This is a genomic window from Rhodospirillales bacterium (assembly GCA_016699855.1).
Lineage (GTDB): Bacteria > Pseudomonadota > Alphaproteobacteria > Reyranellales > Reyranellaceae.
In genome coordinates, this window is sequence record CP064988.1 from 165,245 (window position 1) to 189,590 (window position 24,346).

The window sequence follows — 24,346 nt, forward strand, 5'->3', positions numbered from 1 at the left end:
GTAGTCCCATGCGCCTCGCGCGTCATTCCTTCACCGCCGCGGCGGTCGCCCTCGCCATGGCCGCCCTGTCGGCGCCCGCCGCCGCGCAGCAGCCGCTCGACAAGGCCGCCGTCGAGAAGATCGTGCGCGAGTATCTGATGGCCAATCCCGAGATCATCGTCGAGGCGGTCAACGAGCTCGAGAAGCGCCAGACCGCCAGCCGCGACGCGGCCGCGCGCAAGGCCCTGACCGAGCGCAAGGCCGAGCTGCTCGAGGATCCCGGCTCCCCGGTCGGCGGCAACCCCAAGGGCGACGTCACCATCGTCGAGTTCTTCGACTACCACTGCGGCTACTGCAAGCGCGCCAAGCCGACGGTGACGGGCGTCGTCGACGCCGACACCAAGATCCGCATCGTCTACAAGGAGCTGCCCATCCTGACGCCGAACTCGCGCGTGGCGGCGACGGCGGCGCTCGCCGCGGCGAAGCAGGGCAAGTACGCCGAGCTCCACATCGCGATGATGGAGGCGCGCGGCGACCTCACCAAGGAGCGCATCCTCAAGATGGCGGCCGATCTCAAGATCGACGCCACGCGGCTGGAGAAGGAAATGGCCGATCCGGCCATCGCCAAGCAGCTCGAGCGCAACCAGGCGCTGGCGGTGGCGCTGGGCGTCAACGGCACCCCGGCCTTCGTGATCGGCGACAAGATCATCCCCGGCGCGGTCGAGGCGGAGGTTCTGCGCGAGGCGGTGGCGGCGGCGCGCAAGGGCTGAGCCCCCGCGCCATCAGCCCCGTCAATTCGGCGTCGTCGAGGACCTGAGCCCCAGGCGCTCGAGCATGCGCCCGGGGTCGGCGATCATCGACAGCGCCTCGGAGAAGGGCGCCGGCCGGCCGGGTTCAAGCGCCACCGCGATCGTCGCCGGCGCGCCGAGGTAGGTATCGATCGACCGCCCGAACTCGACGACCCGCGGCGTGGCGCCCAGCGGCAGGAGCTGGGCGGCCACGTTCTGGCGCAGGCGCTGGCGCATATCCTCGGTCTGCAGCCCCGCCGCGCGCGCCTCGGCGGCGATGATCCTGTCGGTGATGCCGTCGTCGCGCCACGAGATCTGCGCCCGGTGCAGCGTCGCGCCGCCGAAGCGCCGCATGATCTCCGCCCCTGGATCCGCGCTTCCCGCCGCCTCCGGATTGGCGAGGTCGATGCCGGTCAGCAGCACCGAGAACGTCAACCGGCCGACGCCCTGCGCGCCCAGCTCGCAGCGGCCGATCTCGGCCCGTCCGTCCTTCGGATCGACCGCCGTCTCGCACTCCACGCGCACCACGGCGCGCTCGTAGCCGAGGCGCCCGAGCGCCACGGCCAGCGGCGAGTTGGGGCGCGCGCCGCGCGACAGGTCGAGCCCGCCGACCAGCAGGCGCTGCGAGGCGCGTTGCCCGGCGCGGAACGAGCCCGAGCTCGATAGTTCGACGCTGCCCACCCGCACGCCATGCTGCTCGACAAGCGCGCCGCCGAGTTCGCGCAGACGCACGGCCGACACCTCGCCGGCGGCGGCCACGGCGGCGGGATCGCCCGTCGCGATGGCGGCGGCGAGGAAGGCCAGCGGGCTGCACCCCTCCACCGTCAGCTCCGCCAGCGTGGCGATCTTGCCGCCATCCTCCAGACGCAACGCGCGCGCGCCCAGCCGCTGCACGCGGCCGCCCTCGTAGCGGTCGACCGACAGCCGCTCGATGGCGGCGCCGGAGTCGCTCTTGCCCGGCGGGCCCAGCGTGAGATCGGCGGCGTCGAGGCGCGCCACCCGCAGGATCGCGGGCACCAGCGCCGCGACGTCGGCGGCCTTTCCGGCCACGACCCGCTCGAGATCGGCGACCGAGTCGAACTGCCGGATCGCCACCAGATCCATGGCCGCGCGGTCGACCCGCAGGCGCGCGCCGCCGTCGGCGCCGACGATCAACTCCTCGATATCGACGCTGGTCGCCAGCGGTCGCATGACGCCGTCGCCGGAGCCACCGACGTAGCGGTCGGCGCGCGCGACCCGCTCGAGCGCCGCCGGGTCGAACGCCTTCGCCACGATCCGTCGGATGGTGACGCCGGGTACCGAGCCTTCGCCGCGCAGGCGCACGCCCTCCAGCGTCGTGCGCCGGCTCCATAGGCTGAAGCTGATCCCGTCATATGCGAAGCCGGCATACGGCGCCGGCGGCGTCCTGACCCGCGCGTCGAGCTGCGCGCGCACCTCGTCCTCCATCCAGCGCTCGACAAACACGTATCCGCCGGCCACCGCTGCGACCGTCCCGACAGCCACACAGCCCGCGATCAACAATGCCTTTCTCACCGGTCCCCCCGTTCAAGCTCTTTGCCCGCCCGTCCGTCGACCCACGTCAAGCCTCGGCGTCCGGTTGCTTCTCCGGCCTCGCAAGATCGAACGCCGGCAGCGCCATGCAGGCGTCGAAGATCCTCGACACCGTCGGATAGCGCGCCATGTCGTTGCCGAACCGGCGGGCGTTGAACACCTGCGGCACCAGGCTGAGATCGGCGAGGCCGGGGGCGTCGCCGTGCGAGAACCGCCCGGTGGCGGGATGGCCGGCCACCGACTCCTCGTACGCGGTGAAACCGACGTCGATCCAGTGCCGTGCCCAGGCCTCCTTGGCGGCCGCGTCGGCGGCGAACGCGGTGCCGAGGTGGTTGAGCACGCGCAGGTTCTGGATCGGGTGGATCTCGCACGCCGGGATCATCGCCAGCGACCGCGCCCGCGCCCGCCCCGCCGGATCGGCCGGCAGCAGCGGCGGCGCCGGATGCGTCTCCTCGAGGTACTCGATGATCGCCAGCGATTGCGCCAGCACGGTGCCATCGTCGAGCTCCAGCGCCGGCACCAGCCGCTGCGGATTGAGCCGCGCGAAGGCCGGCGAGGTCTGCTCCTGGCGGCGCAGGTGGATGAAGGCCTGGTCGGGCGCGAGCCCCTTGAGGTTGAGGGCGATCCGCACGCGGAACGCCGCCGACGAGCGGAAATAGCCATGCAGCTTCACGCGGCGTCCCTCCCGACGCGCCGGCGTCCCGGCGGGGCCGCGGCGGCGCGCAAGTTAACGCAACGCCAACCCCGCCGCCATCACGCCTTGAGCACGCCCCGCCGGATCTGGTCGAGCTCGATGGATTCGAACAGCGCGCGGAAATTGCCCTCGCCGAAGCCCTCGTCGCCCTTGCGCTGGATGATCTCGAAGAAGATCGGCCCGATCACCGTCTCGGTGAAGATCTGCAGCAGGCGGCCGCCCCCTTCGGTCGGCGCGCCGTCCATCAGGATGCGGTTGCGGCGCAGCCGGTCGAGGTCCTCTCCGTGGCCGGGCAGTCGCGCGTCGATACCCTCGTAGTATGTCTCGACGGTGTCCTGGAAGACGACGCCGGCGCGCCGCAAACCTTCGACGGTGGCGTAGATGTCGTCCGATCCCAGGGCCACGTGCTGGATGCCCTCGCCGTGGTAGGCCGAGAGGTATTCCTGGATCTGCGACTTGTCGTCGGAGCTCTCGTTGATCGGAATCCGGATCTTGCCGCACGGACTGGTCATGGCCTTGGATTTCAAGCCGGTCAGCTTGCCCTCGATGTCGAAGTACTTGATCTCCCGGAACCCGAACAGGCGCTCGTAGAACGACGCCCACTCCGCCATGCGGCCGCGGTGGACGTTGTGGGTCAGGTGGTCGATGTAGGTCAGCCCGGCGCCCGGCGGATTTCGGTCGACTCCCGCGGCGAAGTCGAAATCGACGTCGTAGATCGTGCCGCGCGCGCCGTAGCGGTCGACCAGGTAGATCAGGCTGTCGCCGATGCCCTTGATCGCGGGGATGTTCAGCTCCATCGGGCCGACCTTGCCCTCGACGCCCCAGGCGCCCAGCGACAACGCCCGCTTGTAGGCGGTGGCGGCGTTGGCGACGCGGAAGGCGATGGCGCAGATGCTCGGCCCGTGCACCCGCGCGAAGCCCTGCGCGAAGCTCTCCGGCTCGCCGTTGACGATGAAGTTGACGTCGCCCTGGCGGTAAAGCGTCACGTTCTTCGAACGGTGCCGGGCGACCGCGGTGAACCCCATCGTCTCGAACAGACGTCCCAGCGCGGCGGGATCGGGCGCGGTGTACTCGACGAACTCGAAACCGTCGGTGCCCATCGGGTTGACCGGCTGGGTGGCGGCGGGCGTCGGCATGGCGGCTCTCCGGTCGCGCTCCGGGCGGTGCCCGGAATTGGTTTCACTTGAAACTATCTCCCGTGCTATCCGGTTTCAAGTGGAACCCGACCGGAGCGCCGCGCGCATGCCCGCGAACCCCGCCCCCGCCTCCCTGGCGCTGGAGGATTTCCTGCCCTACCGGCTGTCGCTGCTCAGTCAGCTCGTCAGCGCCTCGATCCACGACCTCTATTTCGAGCCCTCCGGCCTGACGATCCCGCAATGGCGGGTCATGGCGGTGCTCGGGCGCTTCGCGCCACTGTCGGCCGGCGAGGTGTGCGGCCGCACGCTGCTGGACAAGGTCTCCGTCAGCCGGGCGGTCGCGACGCTGCGCGGCGCCGGGCACCTGGAGAGCGCCGTCGACGGCGATGACCGGCGGCGCTCGGCGCTGCGCCTTTCCGCCAAGGGCCGGCGGCTGCACGACCGCATCGTGCCGCTGGCCTTGGACTACGAACGCCGGCTGCTGGCGGCGCTGTCGCCCGCCGACCGGCGGACGCTGGACCGGCTGATGGCGGCGCTGTCGGCGCGTGCCCGGACGCTGCGGGCCGCGATCTTGTCGCCCGGCGCGCCCGTGGTATAACGCCGGGAAGCCGCCACCCAGTCGGCGCGCCCCTCGATAAGCGGTTGAAATGACGGAAAAATCAAAGCCCGTCCTCGTCGTCAACGGACCCAACCTCAATATGCTCGGCAAGCGTCAGCCCGACATCTACGGGCGCGAGACGCTGGCCGACGTCGAGGCGATGTGCCGTGCGGAGGCGGCGCGGCTCGGTCTCGGCGTCGAGTTCTTCCAAAGCAACCACGAAGGCGCGATCGTCGACCGGATCCAGCAGGCGCGCGACGGCAACGCGGCCATCGTCATCAACGCCGGCGCCTACACCCACACCTCGGTGGCGATCCTCGACGCGCTCTCGGTCGCCGAGCTGCCGGTGATCGAGGTGCACATCTCGAACATCCACCGCCGCGAGGCGTTCCGGCACCACTCCTACGTCAGCCAGGCCGCGGTCGGAATGATCGCCGGCCTCGGCACGCAGGGCTACGTGCTGGCGCTCCAGGCGCTGGCCCGCATCCTGTCCACCGCCCGGGCCTGACGGCGCCACCTTCGGGGAACACCATGTCCAAGCACGAGCAAGACATCGACCTCATCCGCAAGCTCGCGGCCCTGCTCAAGGAGAGCGACCTCGGCGAGCTCGAGTACGAGGCCGACGACCGGCGCATCCGTCTCGCCAAGCCGGCGCCGGCGATGATGGCCACGCCGATGCCGATGCAGATGGCCGCGCCGGCGATGGCGGCGGCCGCGAGCGCCACGGCGGCGCCAGCGGCGGACGACGCCGGCAACCCCGGCGCCGTGAAGTCGCCGATGGTCGGCACCGCCTATCTCTCGCCCGAGCCGGGCAAGCCGGTGTTCGTGGCGGTGGGGGACAAGGTCGCGGCCGGCCAGACCCTGCTGATCATCGAGGCGATGAAGACGTTCAACCCGATCAAGGCGCCCAAGGCCGGCACGGTGTCGAAGATCATCATCTCCAACGCCCAGCCGGTCGAGTTCGGCCAGCCGCTGATGATCGTGGAATGAGGGGCGATCCCGCCCGCGCCCGCAGCCGCCCCGACACGGTGACCGCCAGATGTTCGACAAGGTCCTGATCGCGAACCGCGGCGAGATCGCGCTGCGCATCCACCGCGCCTGCCGCGAGATGGGCATCCAGACGGTCGCCGTCCATTCGACCGCGGACTCCGAGGCGATGCACGTGCGCCTCGCCGACGAATCGGTGTGCATCGGCCCGCCGCCGGCGCGCGACAGCTACCTCAACATCCCCGCGATCCTCTCGGCCGCCACCATCGCCGGCGTCGACGCCATCCATCCCGGCTACGGCTTCCTGTCGGAGAACGCGCGCTTCGCCGAGCTGGTCGAGGAGCACGGCTTCACCTTCATCGGCCCGACGCCCGACCACATCCGGATGATGGGCGACAAGATCGTCGCCAAGCAGACGGCGGCGCGGCTGGGCCTGCCGCTGGTGCCCGGTTCGACCGGACCGGTCGAGACGGTCGAGGAGGTCAGGGCGATCGGCGCGCGCATCGGCTATCCCGTCCTCGTCAAGGCGGTCGCCGGCGGCGGCGGCCGCGGCATGAAGGTGATCGAGAGCGACGACCAGGCCGAGGAGGCGTTCACCCTGGCCCGCCAGGAATCGGCGGCGGCGTTCGGCAACGGCTCGGTCTACGTCGAGAAGTACCTCGGCCGGCCGCGCCACATCGAGATCCAGATCCTGGCCGACACCCACGGCAACGTCGTGCACCTCGGCGAGCGCGACTGCTCGCTGCAGCGCCGACACCAGAAGGCGCTCGAGGAGACGCCGTCGCCGGCCCTGAACCGCGAGATGCGGGAGCGGATCGGCAACCAGGCGGCGGCGGCGATCCGCGAGATGGGCTACCGCGGCGTCGGCACGCTGGAGTTCCTGTTCCAGGACGGCGAGTTCTACTTCATCGAGATGAACACCCGCCTGCAGGTCGAGCATCCGATCACCGAGGCGATCACCGGCATCGACCTGGTGCGCGAGCAGATCCGCATCGCCGCCGGCGCGCCGCTCGACATGACGCAGGCCGACGTGAAGTTCTCGGGCCACGCCATCGAGTGCCGGATCAACGCCGAGCACCCCGAGACCTTCGTGCCCTGCCCCGGCCGCGTGACCGACTACCACACGCCCGGCGGGCTGGGCGTGCGCGTCGATTCGGCGCTCTACAGCGGCTACTCCATGCCGCCCTACTACGACAGCCTGGTGGCCAAGCTGATCGTCTCCGGCGCCAACCGCAACGAGTGCCTGATGCGCCTGCGCCGCGCGCTCGAGGAGTACGTCGTCGGCGGCATCGACACCACCATCCCGCTGCACCAGCGCATCATCGCGCAGCAGCAGTTCATCGACGGCGAGTACGACATCCACTGGCTGGAGCGGCTCGTCGGCCTGAAGAAGTAGCCGCCGGTCCGGCGGCCGCGGCGGCGCAGCGCCCGATGAGCCCCGCCCTCACGCCCGACATGCTGCTGCGCGCCTACTGCGCCGGCATCTTCCCGATGGGCGAGACGCGCGACGATCCCACGCTGTACTGGGTCGATCCCGACAAGCGCGCGATCATGCCGCTCGACGGCTTCCACGTCCCCGGCGGCTGGCGCGGACGGTGCGGGCGGAGACCTACGCGGTCGATTGCGACGTCGATTTCCGGGGCGTCATGGAGGCCTGCGCGGCGCCCCGGCCCGGCCACCGCGAGAGCTGGATCAACGGTCCCATCCTCGACCTCTACACCGAGCTGTTCCGCCGCGGCTTCGCGCACAGCGTCGAATGCCGCCTCGACGGCGAGCTGGTCGGCGGCCTCTACGGCGTGTCGATCAACGGCGCGTTCTTCGGCGAGAGCATGTTCAGCCGCGCCCGCGACGCCAGCAAGGTGGCGCTCGTGCATCTCGTCGGCCGCCTGGTCCTGGGCGGCTACGCGCTGCTCGACTGCCAGTTCATGACCGACCATCTGCGCCAGTTCGGCACCGTCGAGGTGCCGCGCGCCGAGTACCGCCGCATGCTCGAGGCGGCGGTCGCGGCCCCGGCGCGGTTTCAGCGGGTGCTGGACGGCGCCGGCGCCTGCGCGTCGGTGGCGCAGGCCACCACCCAGACGTCGTAGACGGAGTTGTCGAGCGCCGACAGCGCCGGCGCCGAGGCGAACATCCAGCCGGAGAACAGGCGCTGCTCCGGCTGTCCCGGCCGCGTGTCGACGATGGTGACGAAGGCCGCCGCCTCGGGCGCCGCCTCCGGGACGTTGACCATGCACTCCGACGCCGTGATCCGCAGCGTGCCGAACACGACCGTCGCGCCGATCGCCACGGGGAAGCGCCGGGTGCGCGTGGTCACCTTGTCGAGGCCCTGCATCAGCGCGGCGCGCCGCGCTCCGGCCGGGGCGGCGGGCGACACCTGCAGCGGTTTGAACGCCTCGAGCGGCGGCAGCTGCAGAGTCGCCGCGCCGGTGCCGCTGACAGGGGGACGCGGCGGCGGCGGCGGCGGTTCCGGCGGCGTCGTGGCGCCGGCCGGCGCCTCGCGCGTCTGGGCCGCGACGAAAACGGGCGCGACCAGCGCGCCCGAGAGAACCGCGCCGACGAAGGCGCTCCGGAGCATCGACATCACCTACCGCCGCGCGGCGAATCCAAGGCCTCGATCATGGCGCGCAATGTGGCGCGAATTTGGTCGGGGTCGCAGCCCATGATGACCGCGTCGTCGTAGGCGTCGGCGGCGAGCTGGCGGATCTCCTCGAGATTCTGGTTCAGCACCTTGATCTTCTCGGCGCACGACACCGGCTTGCCGTCCGGCTGCACCCACACCGGCGCCGATGAGGGGCCGGCGGCCACTATTTCTTCTCCGGGCCGGTCATGCCGCCGACGGCGGCGCCGAGCAGATCGGTCAGCGAGACCGCCGGCTGGGTCTTCAGGATCATGCTGCCCGCGGCGAGGAACTGGCTGCTGCCGCCGATCTCGAGGCGGATGTTGTGGCCGCCGAGCAGCGATTCGCTGACGATCATCGCGACCGTGTCGGAGGTCAGCTTGATGTCGCTGCGGATCGACATGCGCACGATCGCGTCGTAGGTCTTCGTGTCGAGGTCCATGCCGGTGACGGTGCCGATCTTGATGCCGGCCATCTGCACGTCGGCGCCGCGCTTCAGCCCGTCGACGCGCGCGAACTTGGCGGAGATCTCGTAGCCGGCGACCTTGGCGCCCTCGTTGGCGGTGAAGGCGTAGACGCCGAAGCCGACCGCCACGCACAGCACCAGCGCCCCGATGATCGTCTCGACGATGTTGCGGCCCACGACGCGCTCCCTTCGCAGCCGGCTGACGCGGCGCCGGTGATTGTACGCTCGATCCGCGGCGGCGCCGACGCCGCGCGCCGGCTCAGTCCGGCTTCCACGCCTCGTAGTCCGCGCCGGCAGCGGCGCGCCCGCCGCCGGCCAGCGTCGATCCCGCCGGCCGGTACGCCTCGGCGGTGCCCGACCGGTTGGCCTGGTGCTCGATCTGCCACGGCTTCTGCGTCTCGAGTCCACCGCGCGGCGGCGGCGTGTCGACGGTGTGGTGCAGCCAGCCGTGCCATTCTGGCGGCACGCGCGTCGCTTCCGCGACGCCGTTGTAGATCACCCAGCGCTTCTGACGCCTTCCCGCCGGCGTCCGTCGTTCGCGGTAGTAGCGGTTGCCCTGCCGGTCGTCGCCGACCTGCGTGCCGCGCAGCCACGTGAACAATCGCGTGCCGATGGTCATTGCATTGCCCTGCCTATGGTGTCGCGCTTGTAGCGTCGCCTACAGATGAACGCAACGCGCAAACGGAGCGCGCATGATCGACGCGGCGCATCACCACGATATGCGTCGAAGGTCGCGAGACTGTTGCCGAATTGCATCATGTTGTGTCGTACACAGGCCGACGTACAAAATATTGTTGCCTTCGCAAGATTTTGTCATTTATTATCAACATGTGTCTACATGTGCCTCTCGCGGTGGGGAAACGGCGAGATGGAGCGGGCACACAGGGGTCGATTTAAATCATCATGCGGATCGCGCGTCACTACACCCGGGAAGGCGAATCGCCGTACGCGCGACTGCCGTTCCGCGCGGCCGTGTCGGAGATCCGCAATCCCGACGGCTCGATCGTCTTCCGCCAGGCCGACATCGAAGTGCCCGCCGACTGGTCGCAGGTCGCGACCGATGTGCTGGCGCAAAAATATTTCCGCCGCGCCGGCGTGCCCGCCGCGCGCAAGGCGGTGCGCGAGGACGACGTGCCGTCGTGGCTGTGGCGCCACGTGCCCGACGACGACGCGCTCGCGCGCATCGACGCCGACAGGCGCTTCGGCGGCGAGACCGACGCGCGCCAGGTGTTCGACCGCCTCGCCGGCACGTGGACCTACTGGGGCTGGAAGGGCGGCTACTTCGACGCCGAGGCCGACGCCCGCGCCTTCTACGACGAGCACCGCCACATGCTGGCCGCGCAGATGTGCGCGCCGAACTCGCCGCAGTGGTTCAACACCGGCCTGCACTGGGCCTACGGCATCGATGGTCCGGGCCAGGGCCATCACTTCGTCGATTTCCGCACCGGCGAGCTGAAGCGCAGCGAGTCGTCCTACGCCCGCCCGCAGCCGCACGCCTGCTTCATCCAGAGCGTGTCCGACGATCTCGTCGGCGACGGCGGCATCATGGACCTCTGGGTCCGCGAGACGCGGCTGTTCAAGTTCGGCTCCGGCACCGGCACCAATTTCTCGCGCATCCGCGGCGAAGGCGAGAAGCTGTCCGGCGGCGGTCGCTCGTCCGGCCTGATGAGCTTCCTCAAGATCGGCGACCGCGCCGCCGGCGCCATCAAGTCGGGCGGCACGACCCGACGGGCAGCCAAGATGGTGGTTGTCGACGCCGACCATCCCGACATCGAGGCTTTCATCGACTGGAAGGTGCGCGAGGAGCAGAAAGTCGCCGCGCTCGTCGCCGGCTCCAAGCTCGCCAACCGCCACCTCAACGCGATCATGCGCGCCTGCGTCGCCGCCGCGGCGGACGGCGACGACGCCTACGACCCGGCGAGGAACGCGGCGCTGCGCCGCGAGATCGTCGCCGCGCGCCGCTCGATGATCCCCGAGAACTACGTGCAGCGGGTGATCGCGTTCGCGCGCCAGGGCTACCGCCACATCGAGTTCCCGGTGTACGACACCGACTGGGAGTCGGAGGCCTACGCCACCGTCTCGGGCCAGAACGCCAACAACACGGTGCGCGTCACCGACGATTTCCTGCGCGCCGTCGCCGAGGACCGCGACTGGGATCTGACCTGGCGCACGACCGGCGCGGTGGCGAAGACGATCAAGGCGCGCGACCTGTGGGACCGCATCGGCCACGCCGCGTGGTCGTCGGCCGATCCCGGCATCCAGTTCGACACCACGATCAACGACTGGCACACCTGCCCGAACTCGGGACGCATCGAGGCGTCGAACCCGTGCTCGGAGTACATGTTCCTCGACGACACGGCCTGCAACCTCGCGTCGCTGAACCTGATGCGCTTCCGCCGGCCCGACGGCGCCTTCGACGTCGGGTCGTTCGAGCACGCCTGCGCCCTGTGGACGGTGGTCCTCGAGATCTCCGTGCTGATGGCGCAGTACCCCTCGCCGCGCATCGCCCAGCTCAGCCACGAATACCGCACGCTCGGCCTCGGCTACGCCAATCTCGGCGCGCTGCTGATGTCGGAGGGCATCGCCTACGACAGCGACGAGGGACGCGCGCTGTGCGCCGCCATCACCGCCGTCATGACAGGCGTCGCCTACGCGACCTCGGCCGAGATGGCCGGCGAGCTCGGACCCTTCCCCGGCTTCGCCGCCAACCGCGAGCCGATGCTGCGCGTCGTCCGCAACCACCGCCGCGCGGCGCGGCGCGGCGTCGGGCTACGAGTTGCTCGAGACGCCGCCGGTGCCGCTGGTCGGCGCGCAATGCCCGCAGCCGGCCCTGGTCGCGGCCGCCGAGCGTGCGTGGGACCGCGCGCTGGCGCTCGGCGAACGCCACGGCTTCCGCAACGCCCAGGTCTCCGTCATCGCGCCCACCGGCACGATCGGGCTGGTGATGGACTGCGACACCACCGGGATCGAGCCCGATTTCGCGCTGGTGAAGTTCAAGAAGCTCTCCGGCGGCGGCTACTTCAAGATCGTCAACCAGTCCGTGCCGGCGGCGCTGGCCAGGCTCGGCTACGACGCGGCCGCGTCGCGCGCCATCGTCGCCTACGCGGTCGGCCACGGCACGCTGCGCGACGCGCCGCACATCCACCCCGACTCGCTCAAGGCCAAGGGCTTCGACGACGCGACCCTGGCCAAGGTCGAGAAGGACATGGCGGCGGCCTTCGACATCCGCTTCGTGTTCAACCGCTGGACCTTGGGCGAGGCGTTCTGCCGCGACACGCTGGGGATCGACGAGGCGAGGCTGGCCGATCCGAAGTTCGACGTGCTCGCCCATCTCGGCTTCACCAAGGCGCAGATCGACGCCGCCAACGTCCACGCCTGCGGCGCGATGACGCTCGAGGGCGCGCCCGGCCTGCGCGACGAGCATCTGCCGGTGTTCGACTGCGCCAATCCGTGCGGCCGAAACGGCAGACGGTTCCTGTCCGCCGAGTCCCACATCCGCATGATGGCCGCGGCGCAGCCCTTCATCACCGGCGCCATCTCCAAGACCATCAACATGCCGAACGCGGCCACGGTCGAGGCGTGCACGCGCGCCTACGAGCTGTCGTGGAAGCTCGGCCTGAAGGCCAACGCGCTGTACCGCGACGGCTCGAAGCTGTCGCAGCCGCTGGCCGCCATGCTGCTGCCGGACGACGCCGAGGAGGCCGACGCCGAGCCGCTGGCGGCGCGGCCGGCCGCCGAGCGCGCCACCATCGTCGCCGAGCGCATCGTCGAGCGCGTGATCGAGCGCGAGGTCTCCGGCCGCCGGCAGAGCATGCCGCAGCGGCGCAAGGGCTACACCCAGAAGGCGGTGGTCGGCGGCCACAAGGTCTATCTCCGCACCGGCGAGTACGCCGACGGCCGCATCGGCGAGATCTTCGTCGACATGCACAAGGAAGGCGCCGCCTTCCGCAGCCTGATGAACAACTTCGCGATCGCCGTGTCGATCGGCCTGCAGTACGGCGTGCCGCTCGAGGAGTTCGTCGAGGCCTACACGTTCAAGAAGGCAACGACGCCATCAAGATGTCGACGTCGGTGCTCGACTACATCTTCCGCGAGCTGGCGGTGTCGTATCTCGGACGCGACGACCTCGCGCATGTCGAGCCCGCGGATCTGAGGCCCGACGGCGTCGGCCGCGGCGAGGCGCAGACCGCCTTCACCGGCGAGGCCGGCCCCTCGGCGGAGTCGCTCAACCGGCTCGCCAGCGTCGGCTTCGTGCGCAGCAATCTCTACGTTCTTTCCGGGCGGACCGGCGGAGCGACGGCCGAGGCGGCGATGCCGCTGGCGGCCATCGTGGCCGCGCCGCCCACCGAACTGATGGACGGCCGGACCGTCGCCCATGCCGCTTCCGGCATGGGCACGGCCGTCCTCGGCGCCGCGGCGGCCCACGCCGTCTCCGGAAAGCTGGACCGGGTCCTGGAGGCCCGGCTGAAAGGCTTTGAAGGGGACGCGTGTACCGAATGCGGCAACTTCACCCTCGTGCGCAACGGGACGTGCCTCAAATGCACGACCTGCGGCGGCACGAGCGGCTGCAGTTGAACGCGATCGCGTGGTCACCGCGCGGTGGTTCTCGAGTTAGTGGAGTAGTGGCGTAGCGTCACGCGCGTTGAACGGGATCCGTCGGTCCGGATTCCATGGATAACCATAGGAGACGACAATGGCTGCCAAGAAGAAAGCCGCGAAGAAGGCCCCCGCGAAGAAGAAGGCCGCCAAGAAGAAGAAGTAGGTCTCCGACCTTCTTCGAGATTGGCCCCTCTAACGAATGCCAATCCGGCTTCCGGCCCGGCGCTCGCGCCGGCCGGAAGCGACTTCTCCACGACGGATCGGCGCGCGGCGCGTCGAGTGGAATAGAGCGCGAGTATCTCTCAGGCCGGCGTGACGCGGGGCCCCGACGCCCCCTTCCCCATCCCGACGCGCCGGCCGGCGGCAACCAGTCGAACGACCCCTCGACTGCCGCGACGAGACAAGAAGAGTACCGTGCCCGGTCCGTCATCATCTTTCCTCCACCGCGTCGAGACCGGAACGCCGGCCTTCATGGCCTGGCGCCGTTTTTGCGCGCCATCGACGCCCGGCCCGCGATGAACCTCGAGATCGTCGGCTTCATCGCCGGCACCCTGACCACGATCTCGTTCGTTCCCCAGGTCGTGAAGGCGTTGCGCACCCGCTCGGTCGACGACCTGTCGATCGGGATGCTGCTGACCTTCACCCTCGGCGTCGTCATGTGGCTGGCCTACGGCGTCGTGCTGCGCGACGCGCCGCTGCTGATCTTCAATTCCATCACGTTGGTGCTGACGTCGGTTCTGGTTTGGCTCAAGATCGGGGCGTGGCGCCGCGGACGGCGCGCCCCCGCGACCGAGCGAGACGATGGACGGCGGTGAGAAGCGCATCGAGATCGAGATCGTCGACGGCGTCGGACGCGTGTCCGCCGAGGCGTGGGATTCCTGCGCGCTGGCGCCGGACTCCGAGGGCAACCCGTTCCTGTCGCACGCCTTCCTGAAGGCGCTCGAGGACAGCCGCTGCCTCGGGCGGCGCACCGGCTGGACGCCGCAGTACCTGGTCGCCACCGACGAGGCCGGCGCCACGCTCGGTGTCGCGCCGATGTTCGTCAAATCCCATTCCCAGGGCGAGTACGTCTTCGACCACGGCTGGGCCCAGGCCTTCGAGCGCGCCGGCGGCCGCTACTACCCCAAGCTCCAGGTCTGCGCGCCGTTCACGCCGGTGCCCGGCCCGCGTCTGCTTGTGCGGCCCGGTCCGTTCGCCGAGGCGACGTTCGACGCGCTGGCCTCGTCGATGGTCGGAATCGCCGACGGCAACGGAATCTCCTCGCTGCACGTCACCTACTGCCCGGAGAAGGAGTGGACCCGGCTGTCCGAGCGCCACGGCTTCCTGCGCCGGATGGGGCGGCAGTACCACTGGCGCAACGACGGCTACGCCGATTTCGACGCCTTCCTCGCGGCGCTGAACTCGCGCAAGCGCAAGGCGATCCGCAAGGAGCGCGCCGCCGTGGCGCGCGCGGGATTGCGGCTCCATGCCCTGACCGGCGCCGAGATCAAGCCGCACCACTGGGACGCGTTCTTCGCGTTCTACATGGACACCGCCGACCGAAAATGGGGCAGCCCCTACCTCAACCGCGAGTTCTTCGCCTGCCTCGGCGAGACGCTGGCCGACAAGGTCGTGCTGATCTGCGCCGAGTCCGAGGGCCGTCTCGTCGCCGGCGCGCTCAACCTGCGCGGCGACAAGGCGCTGTTCGGCCGCAACTGGGGCAGCGTCGAGAGCTTCGCCTTCCTGCATTTCGAAGCCTGCTACTACCAGGCGATCGACTACGCCATCGCCCACGGGCTCGAACGCGTCGAGGCCGGCGCGCAGGGCGAGCACAAGATCCAGCGCGGCTACCTGCCGACCCCGACCTACTCGGCGCACTGGATCCGAGATCCCCGCTTCCGCGACGCCGTCGCGCGCTTCCTCGACGAGGAGCGGCCGGAGGTCGAGAAGTCGATCGAGGCGCTGGCCGCCTACTCGCCGTTCCGGCGGGAGGATGGCGACGCCTGAGCCGGCCGGCTCACTCCATCAGCGCGGCGTAGACCATCGATCGGAACGCCAGGCGGTAGCGCAGCCGCTCCCCGGCCGGCGCCATCGCCATCATGACGGCCACCAGCTCCTCGCGCGGATCGACCAGGAATTCCGAGCCGTGCTGGCCGCCCCAGAAGAACGTGCCCGCGCCGCCCAGCGCGCCGCCGCGGCCCTCGTCGACGCGCACCGCCACGCCGAGCCCGAAGCCGACGCCGACGTCGCGGTTGGGCCAGAGCGCGTCCCACCCCGACCGGCCCTCGTCGACGCTGGCGGACGGCGGCAGATGGTCGGCGGTCATCAGTTCGACCGTCTTGCGGCCGAGCACGCGCGCGTCCTCGAGCTCGCCGCCGGCCAGCAGCATGCGCGCGAAGCGGCCGTAGTCGGCGGCGCTCGACAGCAGACCGGCACCGCCGTCGATCCACGCCGGGCCCTCGGCGCGGCGAGCGCGGGCCCGGACGCCGGCCGGTGCGTGGGTTGGCCCGCGCCAGCGCCCTGACGCGCGCCAGCTCGGGCGTCAGCCGGAAACCCGTGCGCGCCAGCCGCAGCGGCGCCGCGACCCGCTCGGCGACGACGTCGTCGAGCGGCCGTCCGGTGACCGCCTCGACCACCAGGCCCAGCAGCTCGGTCGACGGACCGTAGCGCCATCCCGCGCCCGGCTCGAAGGCCAGCGGGGCGGCGGCCAGCCGGGCGAGGAACCCCGCGCGGTCCTCGGCGGCGGCGGCGGAGACATGCCGCCCGAACGCCAGACCCGAGGTATGGCGCATCAGGTCGTGGACCGTGATCCCGCGCGACGCCGGCATGGGCGGCGACGTCCGGCCCGGCGACACGGTCATCGCCGCCAGCTCCGGCAGGTGGCGCGCGACCGGATCGGGCAGGCTCAACGCGCCCTCCTCGACCAGCGACAGCGCCGCCACGGTGGTGACCGGCGCCGTCATCGAGGCCACGGGGAACACCGAGTCGATCATCATCGGCGCGCCCGACTCGCGGTCGCGGTAGCCGATGGCGTCGTGCAGCACGGTCTCGCCGCGGCGCGCGACGAAGAGCACGACGCCCGGCAGCGACTCGCTCTCGACCTCGCGCTCGAAGTAGGCGACGAGGTCGCGCAGCGCGCCCCACGACATGCCGACCTTCTCGGGCACGAGGCGTCGTTCGGGCAACGGTGGACGCGGCGCGGGCTGGGCGGCGGCCGGCGCCGCCGCGAGACCGCCGATGAAGGCGCGGCGGCCGAGCGCGGCCGGCCGCGCCATGGCGGGACGGCGCCTCACCAGTCCTGTTCGTTGAAGTCCGCCATGTCGAGATCGTCGGGCGGATCGGACAGCAGCGCCTGCGCGCGCGCGACGAGCGGCGACGGCACCGCGAGCTGGACGCCGCCCACGACCCCCGTGGGGATCGCCGACGACATCTCGCCGTTCATCACCAGCGACGGCAGGCCGTTGGCGTCGAGCAGCCCGCGCGCCATGTGGGCCTCGGCCAGATCCTGGAACGTCGCCACCACGACGAGGGAGGTGCCGTCGCCCGGTTCCACCGTCATCGCAAGGCCCCGCGCATCAGCCCGCGAGCGCCGGTTCGGGCGGCGACATCGGACCGGAGGGCTCGTCGGCCGGCGGCGGGAAGTCGAACGCCAGCTTGTCGCCATCGACCCGAATCTTGACGACGCCGCCCTCCTTCAGGCGGCCGAACAGCAACTCCTCGGCGAGCGGCTTCTTGATGTGCTCCTGGATGATGCGGGCCAGCGGCCGCGCGCCGAACAGGTGATCGTAGCCCTTGGTCGCCAGCCACTTGCGCGCCTCGTCGGTCAGCTCGAACAGCACCTTGCGGTCGGCGAGCTGGACCTCGAGCTCGGCGATGAACTTGTCGACCACCATGCCGACCGTCTCGGGGCCGAGATTGGCGAACTTGATGACCGCGTCGAGGCGGTTGCGGAACTCCGGCGCGAACATGCGGTTGATCGCGTCGTCGTCCTCGTCGATGCGCGTCTCGCGGCCGAACCCGACCGGCGCCTTGGCGAGATCGGCGGCGCCGGCGTTGGTCGTCATGCACAGGATGACGTTGCGGAAGTCGACCGAGCGGCCGTTGTGGTCGGTCAGCTTCCCGTAGTCCATCACCTGCAGCAGGATGTTGAACACGTCGGGATGCGCCTTCTCGATCTCGTCGAGCAGGATGACGCAGTGCGGGTGCTGGTTGACCTTGTCGGTCAGCAGGCCGCCCTGGTCGAAGCCGACGTAGCCCGGCGGCGCGCCGATCAGGCGCGAGACGGTGTGCCGCTCCATGTACTCCGACATGTCGAAGCGGATCAGCTCCAGCCCCAGCAGCTTGGCGAGCTGGCGGGTGACCTCGGTCTTGCCGACGCCGGTCGGGCCGGCCAGCAGGTAGCAGCCGATCGGCTTCTCGGGCGAGCGCAGGCCGGCGCGCGCCAGCTTGATGGCCGCGACGAGCTGCTCGACCGCCTTGTCCTGGCCGTACACCACCGTCTTGAAGTTGCGGTCGAGGTGCTTGAGCACCTCGCTGTCGTCCTTGGACACGCTCTTCGGGGGGATGCGCGCGATCTTGGCGACGATCTCCTCGATGTCGCCGACGTCGATCACCGATTTGCGCTCGGCCGCCGGCTTGAGCAGCTGCGTCGCGCCGACCTCGTCGATCACGTCGATCGCCTTGTCCGGCAGCTTGCGGTCGTTGATGTAGCGCGCCGACAGCTCGACGGCGGCCTTCACGGCGTCGTCGGTGTAGCTGACCTTGTGGTGCGCCTCGTAGACCGGCTTCAGGCCGGTCATGATCTTGATGGCGTCGGCCGGCGTCGGCTCGGGCACGTCGATCTTCTGGAACCGGCGCACCAGCGCGCGGTCCTTCTCGAAGTGGTTGCGGTATTCCTTGTAGGTGGTCGAGCCCATGCAGCGCAGCTCGCCGCTCTGCAGGCTGGGTTTCAGCAGGTTCGACGCGTCCATCGAGCCGCCGGACGTGGCGCCGGCGCCGATCACGGTGTGGATCTCGTCGATGAACAGGATCGAGCCGGGCTTCGCCTTCAGCTCCGAGAGCACCGCCTTGAGTCGCTCCTCGAAATCGCCGCGGTAGCGCGTGCCCGCGAGCAGCGCGCCCATGTCGAGCGAGTAGATGACGCAGTCCTTGAGAACGTCCGGGACGTCGCCCTCGAAGATGCGGCGCGCCAGGCCCTCGGCGATCGCGGTCTTGCCGACGCCGGGCTCGCCCACGTAGAGCGGGTTGTTCTTGGTCCGGCGCAGCAGCACCTGCATGGTGCGCTCGAGCTCGAGGTCGCGGCCGATCAGCGGATCGACCTTGCCGTCGCGGGCTTTCTGGTTGAGGTCGACGCAGTACGCCTTGAGCGCCTCGTCGCCGTCCTTGACCGGCTTCTCGCCGCCGGATTCCTCGTCGGCTCCGCGCACCCGCCTGCCCTCGCTCTTGCCCGGCGCCTTGGCGATGCCGTGGCTGATGAAGTTGACCGCGTCGAGGCGGTTCATGCCGTGCTGCTGGAGGAAGTAGACGGCGTGGCTCTCGCGCTCCGAGAAGATCGCGACCAGCACGTTGGCGCCGGTGACCTCGTCGCGGCCCGACGACTGGACGTGGATCGCCGCCCGCTGCACCACGCGCTGGAAGCCGGCGGTCGGCTGCGGGTCGCCGACGCTGTCGGTGGCGAGGCCCTTGAGCTCCTCGTCGACGTAGCGCGCGATGTCGCGGCGGATGCGCTCGAGGTCGACGCCGCAAGCCTTCATGACGGCCATGCCCTCGGGATCTTCGGCCAGCGCGAGCAGCAGGTGCTCGAGAGTCGCGTACTCGTGGCGGCGCTCGCCCGCGATGTGCAGGGCGCGATGGAGGGTCTGCTCGAGATTCTTGGACAACATGAGCTCTACTCCCGACCGCGCGCGACCGGCGCGGTCAACCGGTCATTCCTTCTCGACGGTGCATTGGAGCGGATGCTGGTTCTTCCGCGCCAGGTCCATCACCTGCGTCACTTTCGTCTCGGCCACCTCGTAGGTGTACACCCCGCACACGCCGACGCCCTTCTGGTGGACGTGCAGCATGATGCGGGTGGCCTCCTCGTGGCCCTTCTGGAAGAACCGCTCCAGAACGTGGATGACGAACTCCATCGGCGTGTAGTCGTCGTTGAGCATCAGGACCTTGTACATCGACGGCTTCTTGGTCTTGGGCCGCGTCAACGTGGTCGCGCCCGTGCCGGGGCGGCCCGCGCCGCCGCCCCCGTCGCCATCGTCGCCGTCGTCGCGACGCGGCGGTTCGCCCGTCATGACCGGCCATGCACGCCCGAAATTCCCGCCTGCCATCTACCCGTCGACTCCACCGCGTCGCACCCGCGCCAGCCACAGATAGGTACTGGCGCGCCCGGCGGAAAGGCCCCGCCCGGTGACCGCATCATAGCGCGGGTTCGGCCCGGCCCAAAACGGTTCGCGGCCGGCGGCCGGGCGGAGGTCCCGGCGGTGGAAGACGCTACGGAAGGCGGGCCGCCCCGCGCGGTGGCGGGAAGACGGCGCCGGCGCCGTGTCACCCCTCCGGCAGCAAAGCCGGGGTCGTGCCGGCGCGGCGCAGGGCGCTGCCGCGGCCGGACAGCGAGGGATTGGTCATGAAGTACGTATGCGCGCTGAACGCCGCCAGGCCGGGCGCGCGCCGGACGTAGACGCCGTCGGGTCCGAGATCCCAGCTCTGGGCCTCGTCGCGCAGGTTCACGACCATGATCTGGTCGAGCACCTGCTGGTGCACGGTGGGATTCTCGATCGGGATCAGGATCTCGACGCGGCGGTCGAGGTTGCGCGGCATCCAGTCGGCCGACGAGATGAACACGCTGGCGCGGCGCGACGGCAGGCGGTGGCCGTTGCCGAAACACACGATCCTGCTGTGCTCCAGGAACCGGCCGACGATGCTCTTGACCCGGATGTTCTCGCTGAGCCCCTTCACGCCGGGGCGCAGGCAGCAGATGCCGCGGATCACCAGCTCGATCTTCACGCCGGCCTGCGAGGCGCGGTACAGCGCCTCGACGATCCGGGGATCGACCAGCGAGTTCATCTTCGCCCAGATCCCCGCCGGCTTGCCGGCGCGGGCGTTCTCGATCTCGCGCTCGATCAGGTGCATCAGCGTATCGCGCAGCATCACCGGCGCCACCGACAGCTTCTCCATGCGGTCGGGCTGGGCGTAGCCGGTCATGTAGTTGAACATGCGCGCCGCGTCGCGGCCCATCGCCGGATCGCAGGTGAAGAACGACAGGTCGGTGTACACCCGCGCCGTCACGGGATGGTAGTTGCCGGTGCCGAAATGCACGTAGGTGCGCGTGCCGCCGCCCTCGCGGCGCACCACCATCGACACCTTGGCGTGGGTCTTCAGGTCGAGGAAGCCGTAGACGACCTGGACGCCGGCGCGCTCCATGTCCATCGCCCAGCGGATGTTGGCCTCCTCGTCGAACCGCGCCTTGAGCTCGACCAGCGCCGTCACGGTCTTGCCCGCCTCGGCCGCCTCGATCAGCGCCTTGACGATCGGCGAGTCCTTGCTGGTGCGGTACAGCGTCTGCTTGATCGCGATCACCGCCGGATCGCTCGCGGCCTGGCGCAGGAAGCGGATGACGACGTCGAAGCTCTCGTAGGGATGGTGGACGACGATGTCCTTGGCGCGGATCGCGGCGAAGCAGTCGCCGCCGAAATCGCTGATCCGCTCGGGGAAGCGCGATTCGTAGGGCGGGAACTTGAGATCGGGCCGGCCGTCGGCGATCAGCGCCGAGACGTCGCCGATGTTGAGGATGCGGTCGAGCTCGAACACGTCGACGGAACCGGTGGCGATCTCGAGCTGGTCGAACAGGAATGCGCGCAGCGTCTCCGGCATGTCGGCGTTGATCGAGATCGACACCACCTCGCCGCGCCGCCGCCGCTTCAGCGCGTCCTGGTAGACGTGCACGAGGTCCTCGGCCTCCTCGTTGATCTCGACCTCGCTGTCGCGGATCACGCGGAAGCGGCCGCGGTGCACCACCTCGTAGCCCGGGAACAGCCGGTCGAGGTAGACCGCGATCATCTCCTCCAGCGGCAGGAAACGGATCGCCGGGCCGGGCAGACGGACGAACCGGTCGACCTGCGGCGGCAGCGGCAGCAGCGCCATCATGTTGCGCCCGCCGGTGGCGCTGCGCAGCTGCAGGATCTCGCAGAAACCGAGGTTCTGGATGAACGGGAACGGATGGGAGGGATCGACCGCCAGCGGCGTCAGCACCGGGAACACGTGCTCGACGAAATAGTCGTTGAGCCACGCCCGCTCGGCGTCCGTGATCTCGGTGTCGTCGAGCACCGCGATGCCGTTCTGCCGCAGGTCCTGGCGCACCTTGTCCCAGGTCGCCTGCTGCGTGCCCATCAGTTCGGACGCCGCCGCCCGGATCGCCGCGAGCTGCTCGACCGGCGTCAGCCCGTCGTCGGACCGCTCGCCGGCGCGCTTCGGCAGCATGTCGCGCAGGCCCGCCACGCGGACCATGTAGAACTCGTCGAGGATGTTGGCGGAGATCGACAGGAAGCGGACGCGCTCCAGCAGGGGGTGGCGCGGATTGCTCGCCTCCTCCAGCACGCGGGTGTTGAACGCCAGCCACGAGAGCTCGCGGTTGATCAGCCGGCCCGGCGCTGCGGAATCGGCCCCCGGCGGCGGGGCCGCCTCGACCGGCAGGACGTTCGCTGTGGAGGGTTTCACGCGCGCTCCCCGAGACCGCGGCGACGACCGGCGGATGGCCTGGCACGCGGCGACTTTAAGGTCGAAGTATAGGGCCAACCGTGTGTCGAAGTCATGACACCGCCGCCGCCGCGAACATTCCGGCAACATCCGCGTTACCGCCCCCATACGCTGAACTTCGGGCAGTTCTCCTTCTCCCCCTCGCCCGGCGGGTCGTCGCATCAGGCGCGGCGCGTCGAATCCCAACCTCCCTTCCCTTCTCCGCCGCCTTCGGGGGAAAAGGGAAGAGAACGCCGGATGCGATAGACCTGCCGCCCGGCCGGGGAACGCGGTAAGCGTTGCGGCGGGATGGAAACCGGACGGACGGGGCGGACGACGATGCGCGACCTATTGCTGATGCGGCATGCCAAGGCCGGCCTCGGCGCCACCGCCGGGGGCGACCGGGAACGACCGCTCAATCCACGGGGGCGCCGCGCCGCGACGGCGGTCGGACGCGAACTCGCCCGCCTCGGCGCCCGGCCGGACACGATCCTGTGCTCGCCCGCGCGGCGCACGCGCGAGACCCTCGACCTCGTCACCCCGGCCTTGAAAACCGCCGCGCCGCCGGCGTTCGAGCCGGCGCTGTATCTCGCCGAGGCCGACGAGCTGCTGGCCCGCCTGCGCGGCCTCGGCGACGACACCGCCTGCGCCCTGCTGGTCGGCCACAACGACGGCATCGGCGCGCTTGCCGCCCGCCTCGCCACCATCGGCGACGAGCGCGCGATCGCCAGCCTGCGCGGCAAATTCCCGACCGGCGCGGTGGCGTGGCTGCGGCTGCCGCTCGATGATTGGGGCGCGTTGGGACGCACCCGCGGCGAGCTGTTCGCCTTCGTGCGGCCGCGCGATCTCGAAACGCGATGAGCCGTTTCAAATCGATCCTGATCACCGGCGCGTCGAGCGGGATCGGCGCGGCGCTGGCCGTCGACTACGCCGCGGCGGGCGTGCGCCTGGCCCTGACCGGGCGCGACACCGCCCGCCTCGAGGCCGTCGCCGCCACCTGCCGGGCGCGCGGCGCGACCGTCGACACGGCCACGATCGACGTCACCGACCGCGAGGCGTTCGCCGTCTGGCTCGGCGCGCAAGACGCCGCCCACCCGTTCGATCTCGTGATCGCCAACGCCGGCGTCGCGCTCGAGAAGGGCCGCGACCTCGGCGACGGGGCGGCGCTGCGCCGGACCCTGGAGATCAACGTCGACGGCGTCCTCAACACCATCCTGCCGCTGCTGCCCGCGATGCGCGCGCGCCGCGCGGGCCAGGTCGCGATCGTCAGCTCGCTGGCGGGTTTCGTCGGCCTGCCGCTGGCGCCGGGCTACAACGCGAGCAAGGCCGCCGTGCGCATCCTGGCCGAGAGCCTGCGTCTCCAGCTCCGACGCGACGGCGTCGGCGTGACGGCGGTGTGTCCGGGCTTCGTCGTCAGCCCGATGACCGACGGCAACAAGTTCCCGATGCCCTTCCTGATGCCGGTCGCGCGCGCCTCGGCGATCATCCGCCGCGGGCTCGAGCGCGACCGCGCGCGGATCGCATTCCCGTGGCCGCTGCGCGCCGGCGTGTGGCTGGCGCAGGCGTTGCCGGCCGCCCTGTCGTCGCGATTGCTCGGACGGGCCGCGTAGGCGGTCAGCGCCCGCCGAAGGCCGCGCGCGCCGCCAGCACGCGCATCACCACCGTCCACAGGCACAAGGCCGCGAACACGGCGGCCATCTCCGCGAACCATCGCGGGAAGAGGCACAGCGCGACCAGGAACGCGATCGTCTCCGTCCCCTCGATCACACCCGCGCTGTGGAAGAACGATTTACGCCCGCGCGCCTCGGTGGTGTCGCCGCGCTTCGCGGCGATCACCGCCCATCCGAGGAACGAGGCGCAGGTGCCGACGAAGCTCGCGAGCAGCACGGCCGCCCAGACGCCGTTGGCCGCCGGATCCCGCAACGCGAAGCCAAGCACGACCCCGGCGTAGAACAGCATGTCGGCGACGATGTCGAGATAGCCGCCGAAATCCGTCGGCCCGCGATGGCGCGCGACCGCGCCGTCGAGCCCGTCGATCACGCGATTGAGCGCGACGACCGCGAGCGCGCAGAGGAACCAGCCGTGGATGATCAGCGGGACCGCCAGCAGACCGACCGCGAGGCCGGCCACGGTCAGCGCGTCGGCGCCGACACCCCACGCCGCGAGGCGCCGTCCCGCCGCCTTGAGCGGCGGATCGACGAGACGACGCATGAGCGGATCGAGCATCG

General features: G+C 70.5%; 23 protein-coding genes and 3 pseudogenes. 13 read left to right on the top strand and 13 right to left on the bottom strand.

Going from position 1 to position 24,346, the window contains the following annotated elements:
• The first annotated feature begins 8 nt into the window (after positions 1-8).
• Entirely contained in the window at positions 9-749 is a 741-nt protein-coding gene (locus IPK81_00740; GenBank protein ID QQS12851.1) for a DsbA family protein, read from the top strand.
• A 21-nt stretch (positions 750-770) separates the two neighbouring features.
• On the opposite strand, the gene IPK81_00745 is transcribed toward IPK81_00740, so the two are convergent.
• From IPK81_00745 to hppD, 3 genes are all read right to left on the bottom strand, one after another.
• On the bottom strand, positions 771-2,246 hold the full coding sequence (locus IPK81_00745; protein QQS12852.1) for a hypothetical protein: 1,476 nt from the start codon (positions 2,244-2,246) through the stop codon (positions 771-773).
• Between the two features lie 100 nt (positions 2,247-2,346).
• Entirely contained in the window at positions 2,347-2,991 is a 645-nt protein-coding gene (gene maiA / locus IPK81_00750; protein QQS12853.1) for a maleylacetoacetate isomerase, read from the bottom strand.
• Between the two features lie 80 nt (positions 2,992-3,071).
• Positions 3,072-4,112, bottom strand: a complete 1,041-nt coding sequence (gene hppD / locus IPK81_00755) for a 4-hydroxyphenylpyruvate dioxygenase (GenBank protein QQS14909.1) — start codon at positions 4,110-4,112, stop codon at positions 3,072-3,074.
• Positions 4,113-4,254: 142 nt separating this feature from the next.
• Between hppD and IPK81_00760 the strand changes: the two genes are divergently transcribed.
• The 5 genes and pseudogenes from IPK81_00760 (at position 4,255) to IPK81_00780 (ending at position 7,820) form a co-directional block, all read left to right on the top strand.
• Positions 4,255-4,746: a winged helix-turn-helix transcriptional regulator gene (locus IPK81_00760; protein ID QQS12854.1), complete on the top strand. Its 492-nt coding sequence runs from the start codon at positions 4,255-4,257 to the stop codon at positions 4,744-4,746.
• A gap of 49 nt (positions 4,747-4,795) precedes the next feature.
• A complete protein-coding gene (gene aroQ / locus IPK81_00765; protein ID QQS12855.1) occupies positions 4,796-5,254 on the top strand; it encodes a type II 3-dehydroquinate dehydratase in 459 nt (152 codons plus the stop codon).
• Between the two features lie 23 nt (positions 5,255-5,277).
• Positions 5,278-5,736, top strand: a complete 459-nt coding sequence (accB, locus tag IPK81_00770) for an acetyl-CoA carboxylase biotin carboxyl carrier protein (protein QQS12856.1) — start codon at positions 5,278-5,280, stop codon at positions 5,734-5,736.
• A gap of 49 nt (positions 5,737-5,785) precedes the next feature.
• A complete protein-coding gene (accC, locus tag IPK81_00775; GenBank protein QQS12857.1) occupies positions 5,786-7,129 on the top strand; it encodes an acetyl-CoA carboxylase biotin carboxylase subunit in 1,344 nt (447 codons plus the stop codon).
• Between the two features lie 35 nt (positions 7,130-7,164).
• Positions 7,165-7,820, top strand: a pseudogene (locus IPK81_00780) (leucyl/phenylalanyl-tRNA--protein transferase).
• Here IPK81_00780 and IPK81_00785 read toward each other — a convergent pair.
• The 4 genes from IPK81_00785 to IPK81_00800 form a co-directional block, all read right to left on the bottom strand.
• Complete coding sequence (locus IPK81_00785; protein QQS12858.1) at positions 7,754-8,314, bottom strand: DUF2155 domain-containing protein; 561 nt, start codon at positions 8,312-8,314, stop codon at positions 7,754-7,756. The pseudogene IPK81_00780 and the gene IPK81_00785 sit on opposite strands and share 67 nt — an antisense overlap.
• Positions 8,314-8,538, bottom strand: coding sequence for a hypothetical protein (locus IPK81_00790; GenBank protein ID QQS12859.1), 225 nt, complete (start codon positions 8,536-8,538; stop codon positions 8,314-8,316). Before IPK81_00790 ends, IPK81_00785 begins: the two co-directional genes overlap by 1 nt.
• Complete coding sequence (locus tag IPK81_00795) at positions 8,538-8,993, bottom strand: outer membrane lipid asymmetry maintenance protein MlaD (protein ID QQS12860.1); 456 nt, start codon at positions 8,991-8,993, stop codon at positions 8,538-8,540. The genes IPK81_00790 and IPK81_00795 overlap by 1 nt, the downstream gene beginning before the upstream one ends.
• An 82-nt stretch (positions 8,994-9,075) precedes the next feature.
• Positions 9,076-9,435 carry an NADH:ubiquinone oxidoreductase subunit NDUFA12 gene (locus IPK81_00800; protein QQS12861.1) on the bottom strand — a complete coding sequence of 120 codons (360 nt, stop codon included), beginning with the start codon at positions 9,433-9,435 and terminating at the stop codon, positions 9,076-9,078.
• A 284-nt stretch (positions 9,436-9,719) separates the two neighbouring features.
• On the opposite strand from IPK81_00800, the pseudogene IPK81_00805 reads away from it, so the two are divergent.
• The 3 genes and pseudogenes from IPK81_00805 (at position 9,720) to IPK81_00815 (ending at position 15,401) form a co-directional block, all read left to right on the top strand.
• Positions 9,720-13,391, top strand: a pseudogene (locus IPK81_00805) (vitamin B12-dependent ribonucleotide reductase).
• 539 nt (positions 13,392-13,930) lie between these two features.
• Positions 13,931-14,230 (top strand): SemiSWEET family sugar transporter, encoded by a 300-nt coding sequence (locus tag IPK81_00810; GenBank protein ID QQS14910.1) that lies wholly within the window; start codon positions 13,931-13,933, stop codon positions 14,228-14,230.
• A complete protein-coding gene (locus IPK81_00815) occupies positions 14,217-15,401 on the top strand; it encodes an N-acetyltransferase (GenBank protein QQS12862.1) in 1,185 nt (394 codons plus the stop codon). Before IPK81_00810 ends, IPK81_00815 begins: the two co-directional genes overlap by 14 nt.
• Positions 15,402-15,411: 10 nt before the next feature.
• Here IPK81_00815 and IPK81_00820 read toward each other — a convergent pair.
• Positions 15,412-15,888, bottom strand: a pseudogene (locus tag IPK81_00820) (serine hydrolase).
• Here IPK81_00820 and IPK81_00825 point away from each other — a divergent pair.
• Positions 15,888-16,061, top strand: coding sequence for a hypothetical protein (locus tag IPK81_00825; GenBank protein ID QQS12863.1), 174 nt, complete (start codon positions 15,888-15,890; stop codon positions 16,059-16,061). The pseudogene IPK81_00820 and the gene IPK81_00825 overlap by 1 nt on opposite strands.
• Before the next feature lie 138 nt (positions 16,062-16,199).
• The gene (locus tag IPK81_00830; GenBank protein QQS12864.1) at positions 16,200-16,418 is read left to right on the top strand and encodes a hypothetical protein; all 219 of its coding nucleotides are present in this window, start codon (positions 16,200-16,202) and stop codon (positions 16,416-16,418) included.
• A gap of 265 nt (positions 16,419-16,683) precedes the next feature.
• Here the strand turns inward: IPK81_00830 and IPK81_00835 are convergent, their stop codons facing one another.
• The 4 genes from IPK81_00835 to IPK81_00850 form a co-directional block, all read right to left on the bottom strand.
• Positions 16,684-16,953, bottom strand: a complete 270-nt coding sequence (locus tag IPK81_00835) for a DUF2007 domain-containing protein (protein ID QQS12865.1) — start codon at positions 16,951-16,953, stop codon at positions 16,684-16,686.
• A gap of 16 nt (positions 16,954-16,969) precedes the next feature.
• Entirely contained in the window at positions 16,970-19,276 is a 2,307-nt protein-coding gene (gene clpA / locus IPK81_00840; GenBank protein QQS12866.1) for an ATP-dependent Clp protease ATP-binding subunit ClpA, read from the bottom strand.
• Between the two features lie 42 nt (positions 19,277-19,318).
• Entirely contained in the window at positions 19,319-19,591 is a 273-nt protein-coding gene (gene clpS, locus IPK81_00845) for an ATP-dependent Clp protease adapter ClpS (GenBank protein QQS14911.1), read from the bottom strand.
• 340 nt (positions 19,592-19,931) lie between these two features.
• Complete coding sequence (locus IPK81_00850) at positions 19,932-22,229, bottom strand: RNA degradosome polyphosphate kinase (protein QQS14912.1); 2,298 nt, start codon at positions 22,227-22,229, stop codon at positions 19,932-19,934.
• A gap of 228 nt (positions 22,230-22,457) precedes the next feature.
• Here IPK81_00850 and IPK81_00855 point away from each other — a divergent pair, with 228 nt between their 5' ends.
• On the top strand, positions 22,458-22,979 hold the full coding sequence (locus IPK81_00855) for a histidine phosphatase family protein (protein ID QQS12867.1): 522 nt from the start codon (positions 22,458-22,460) through the stop codon (positions 22,977-22,979).
• Entirely contained in the window at positions 22,976-23,728 is a 753-nt protein-coding gene (locus IPK81_00860; GenBank protein QQS12868.1) for an SDR family NAD(P)-dependent oxidoreductase, read from the top strand. The genes IPK81_00855 and IPK81_00860 overlap by 4 nt, the downstream gene beginning before the upstream one ends.
• A 4-nt stretch (positions 23,729-23,732) precedes the next feature.
• Here the strand turns inward: IPK81_00860 and IPK81_00865 are convergent, their stop codons facing one another.
• A complete protein-coding gene (locus tag IPK81_00865; protein QQS12869.1) occupies positions 23,733-24,344 on the bottom strand; it encodes a CDP-alcohol phosphatidyltransferase family protein in 612 nt (203 codons plus the stop codon).
• Between the last annotated feature and the right edge of the window lie 2 nt (positions 24,345-24,346).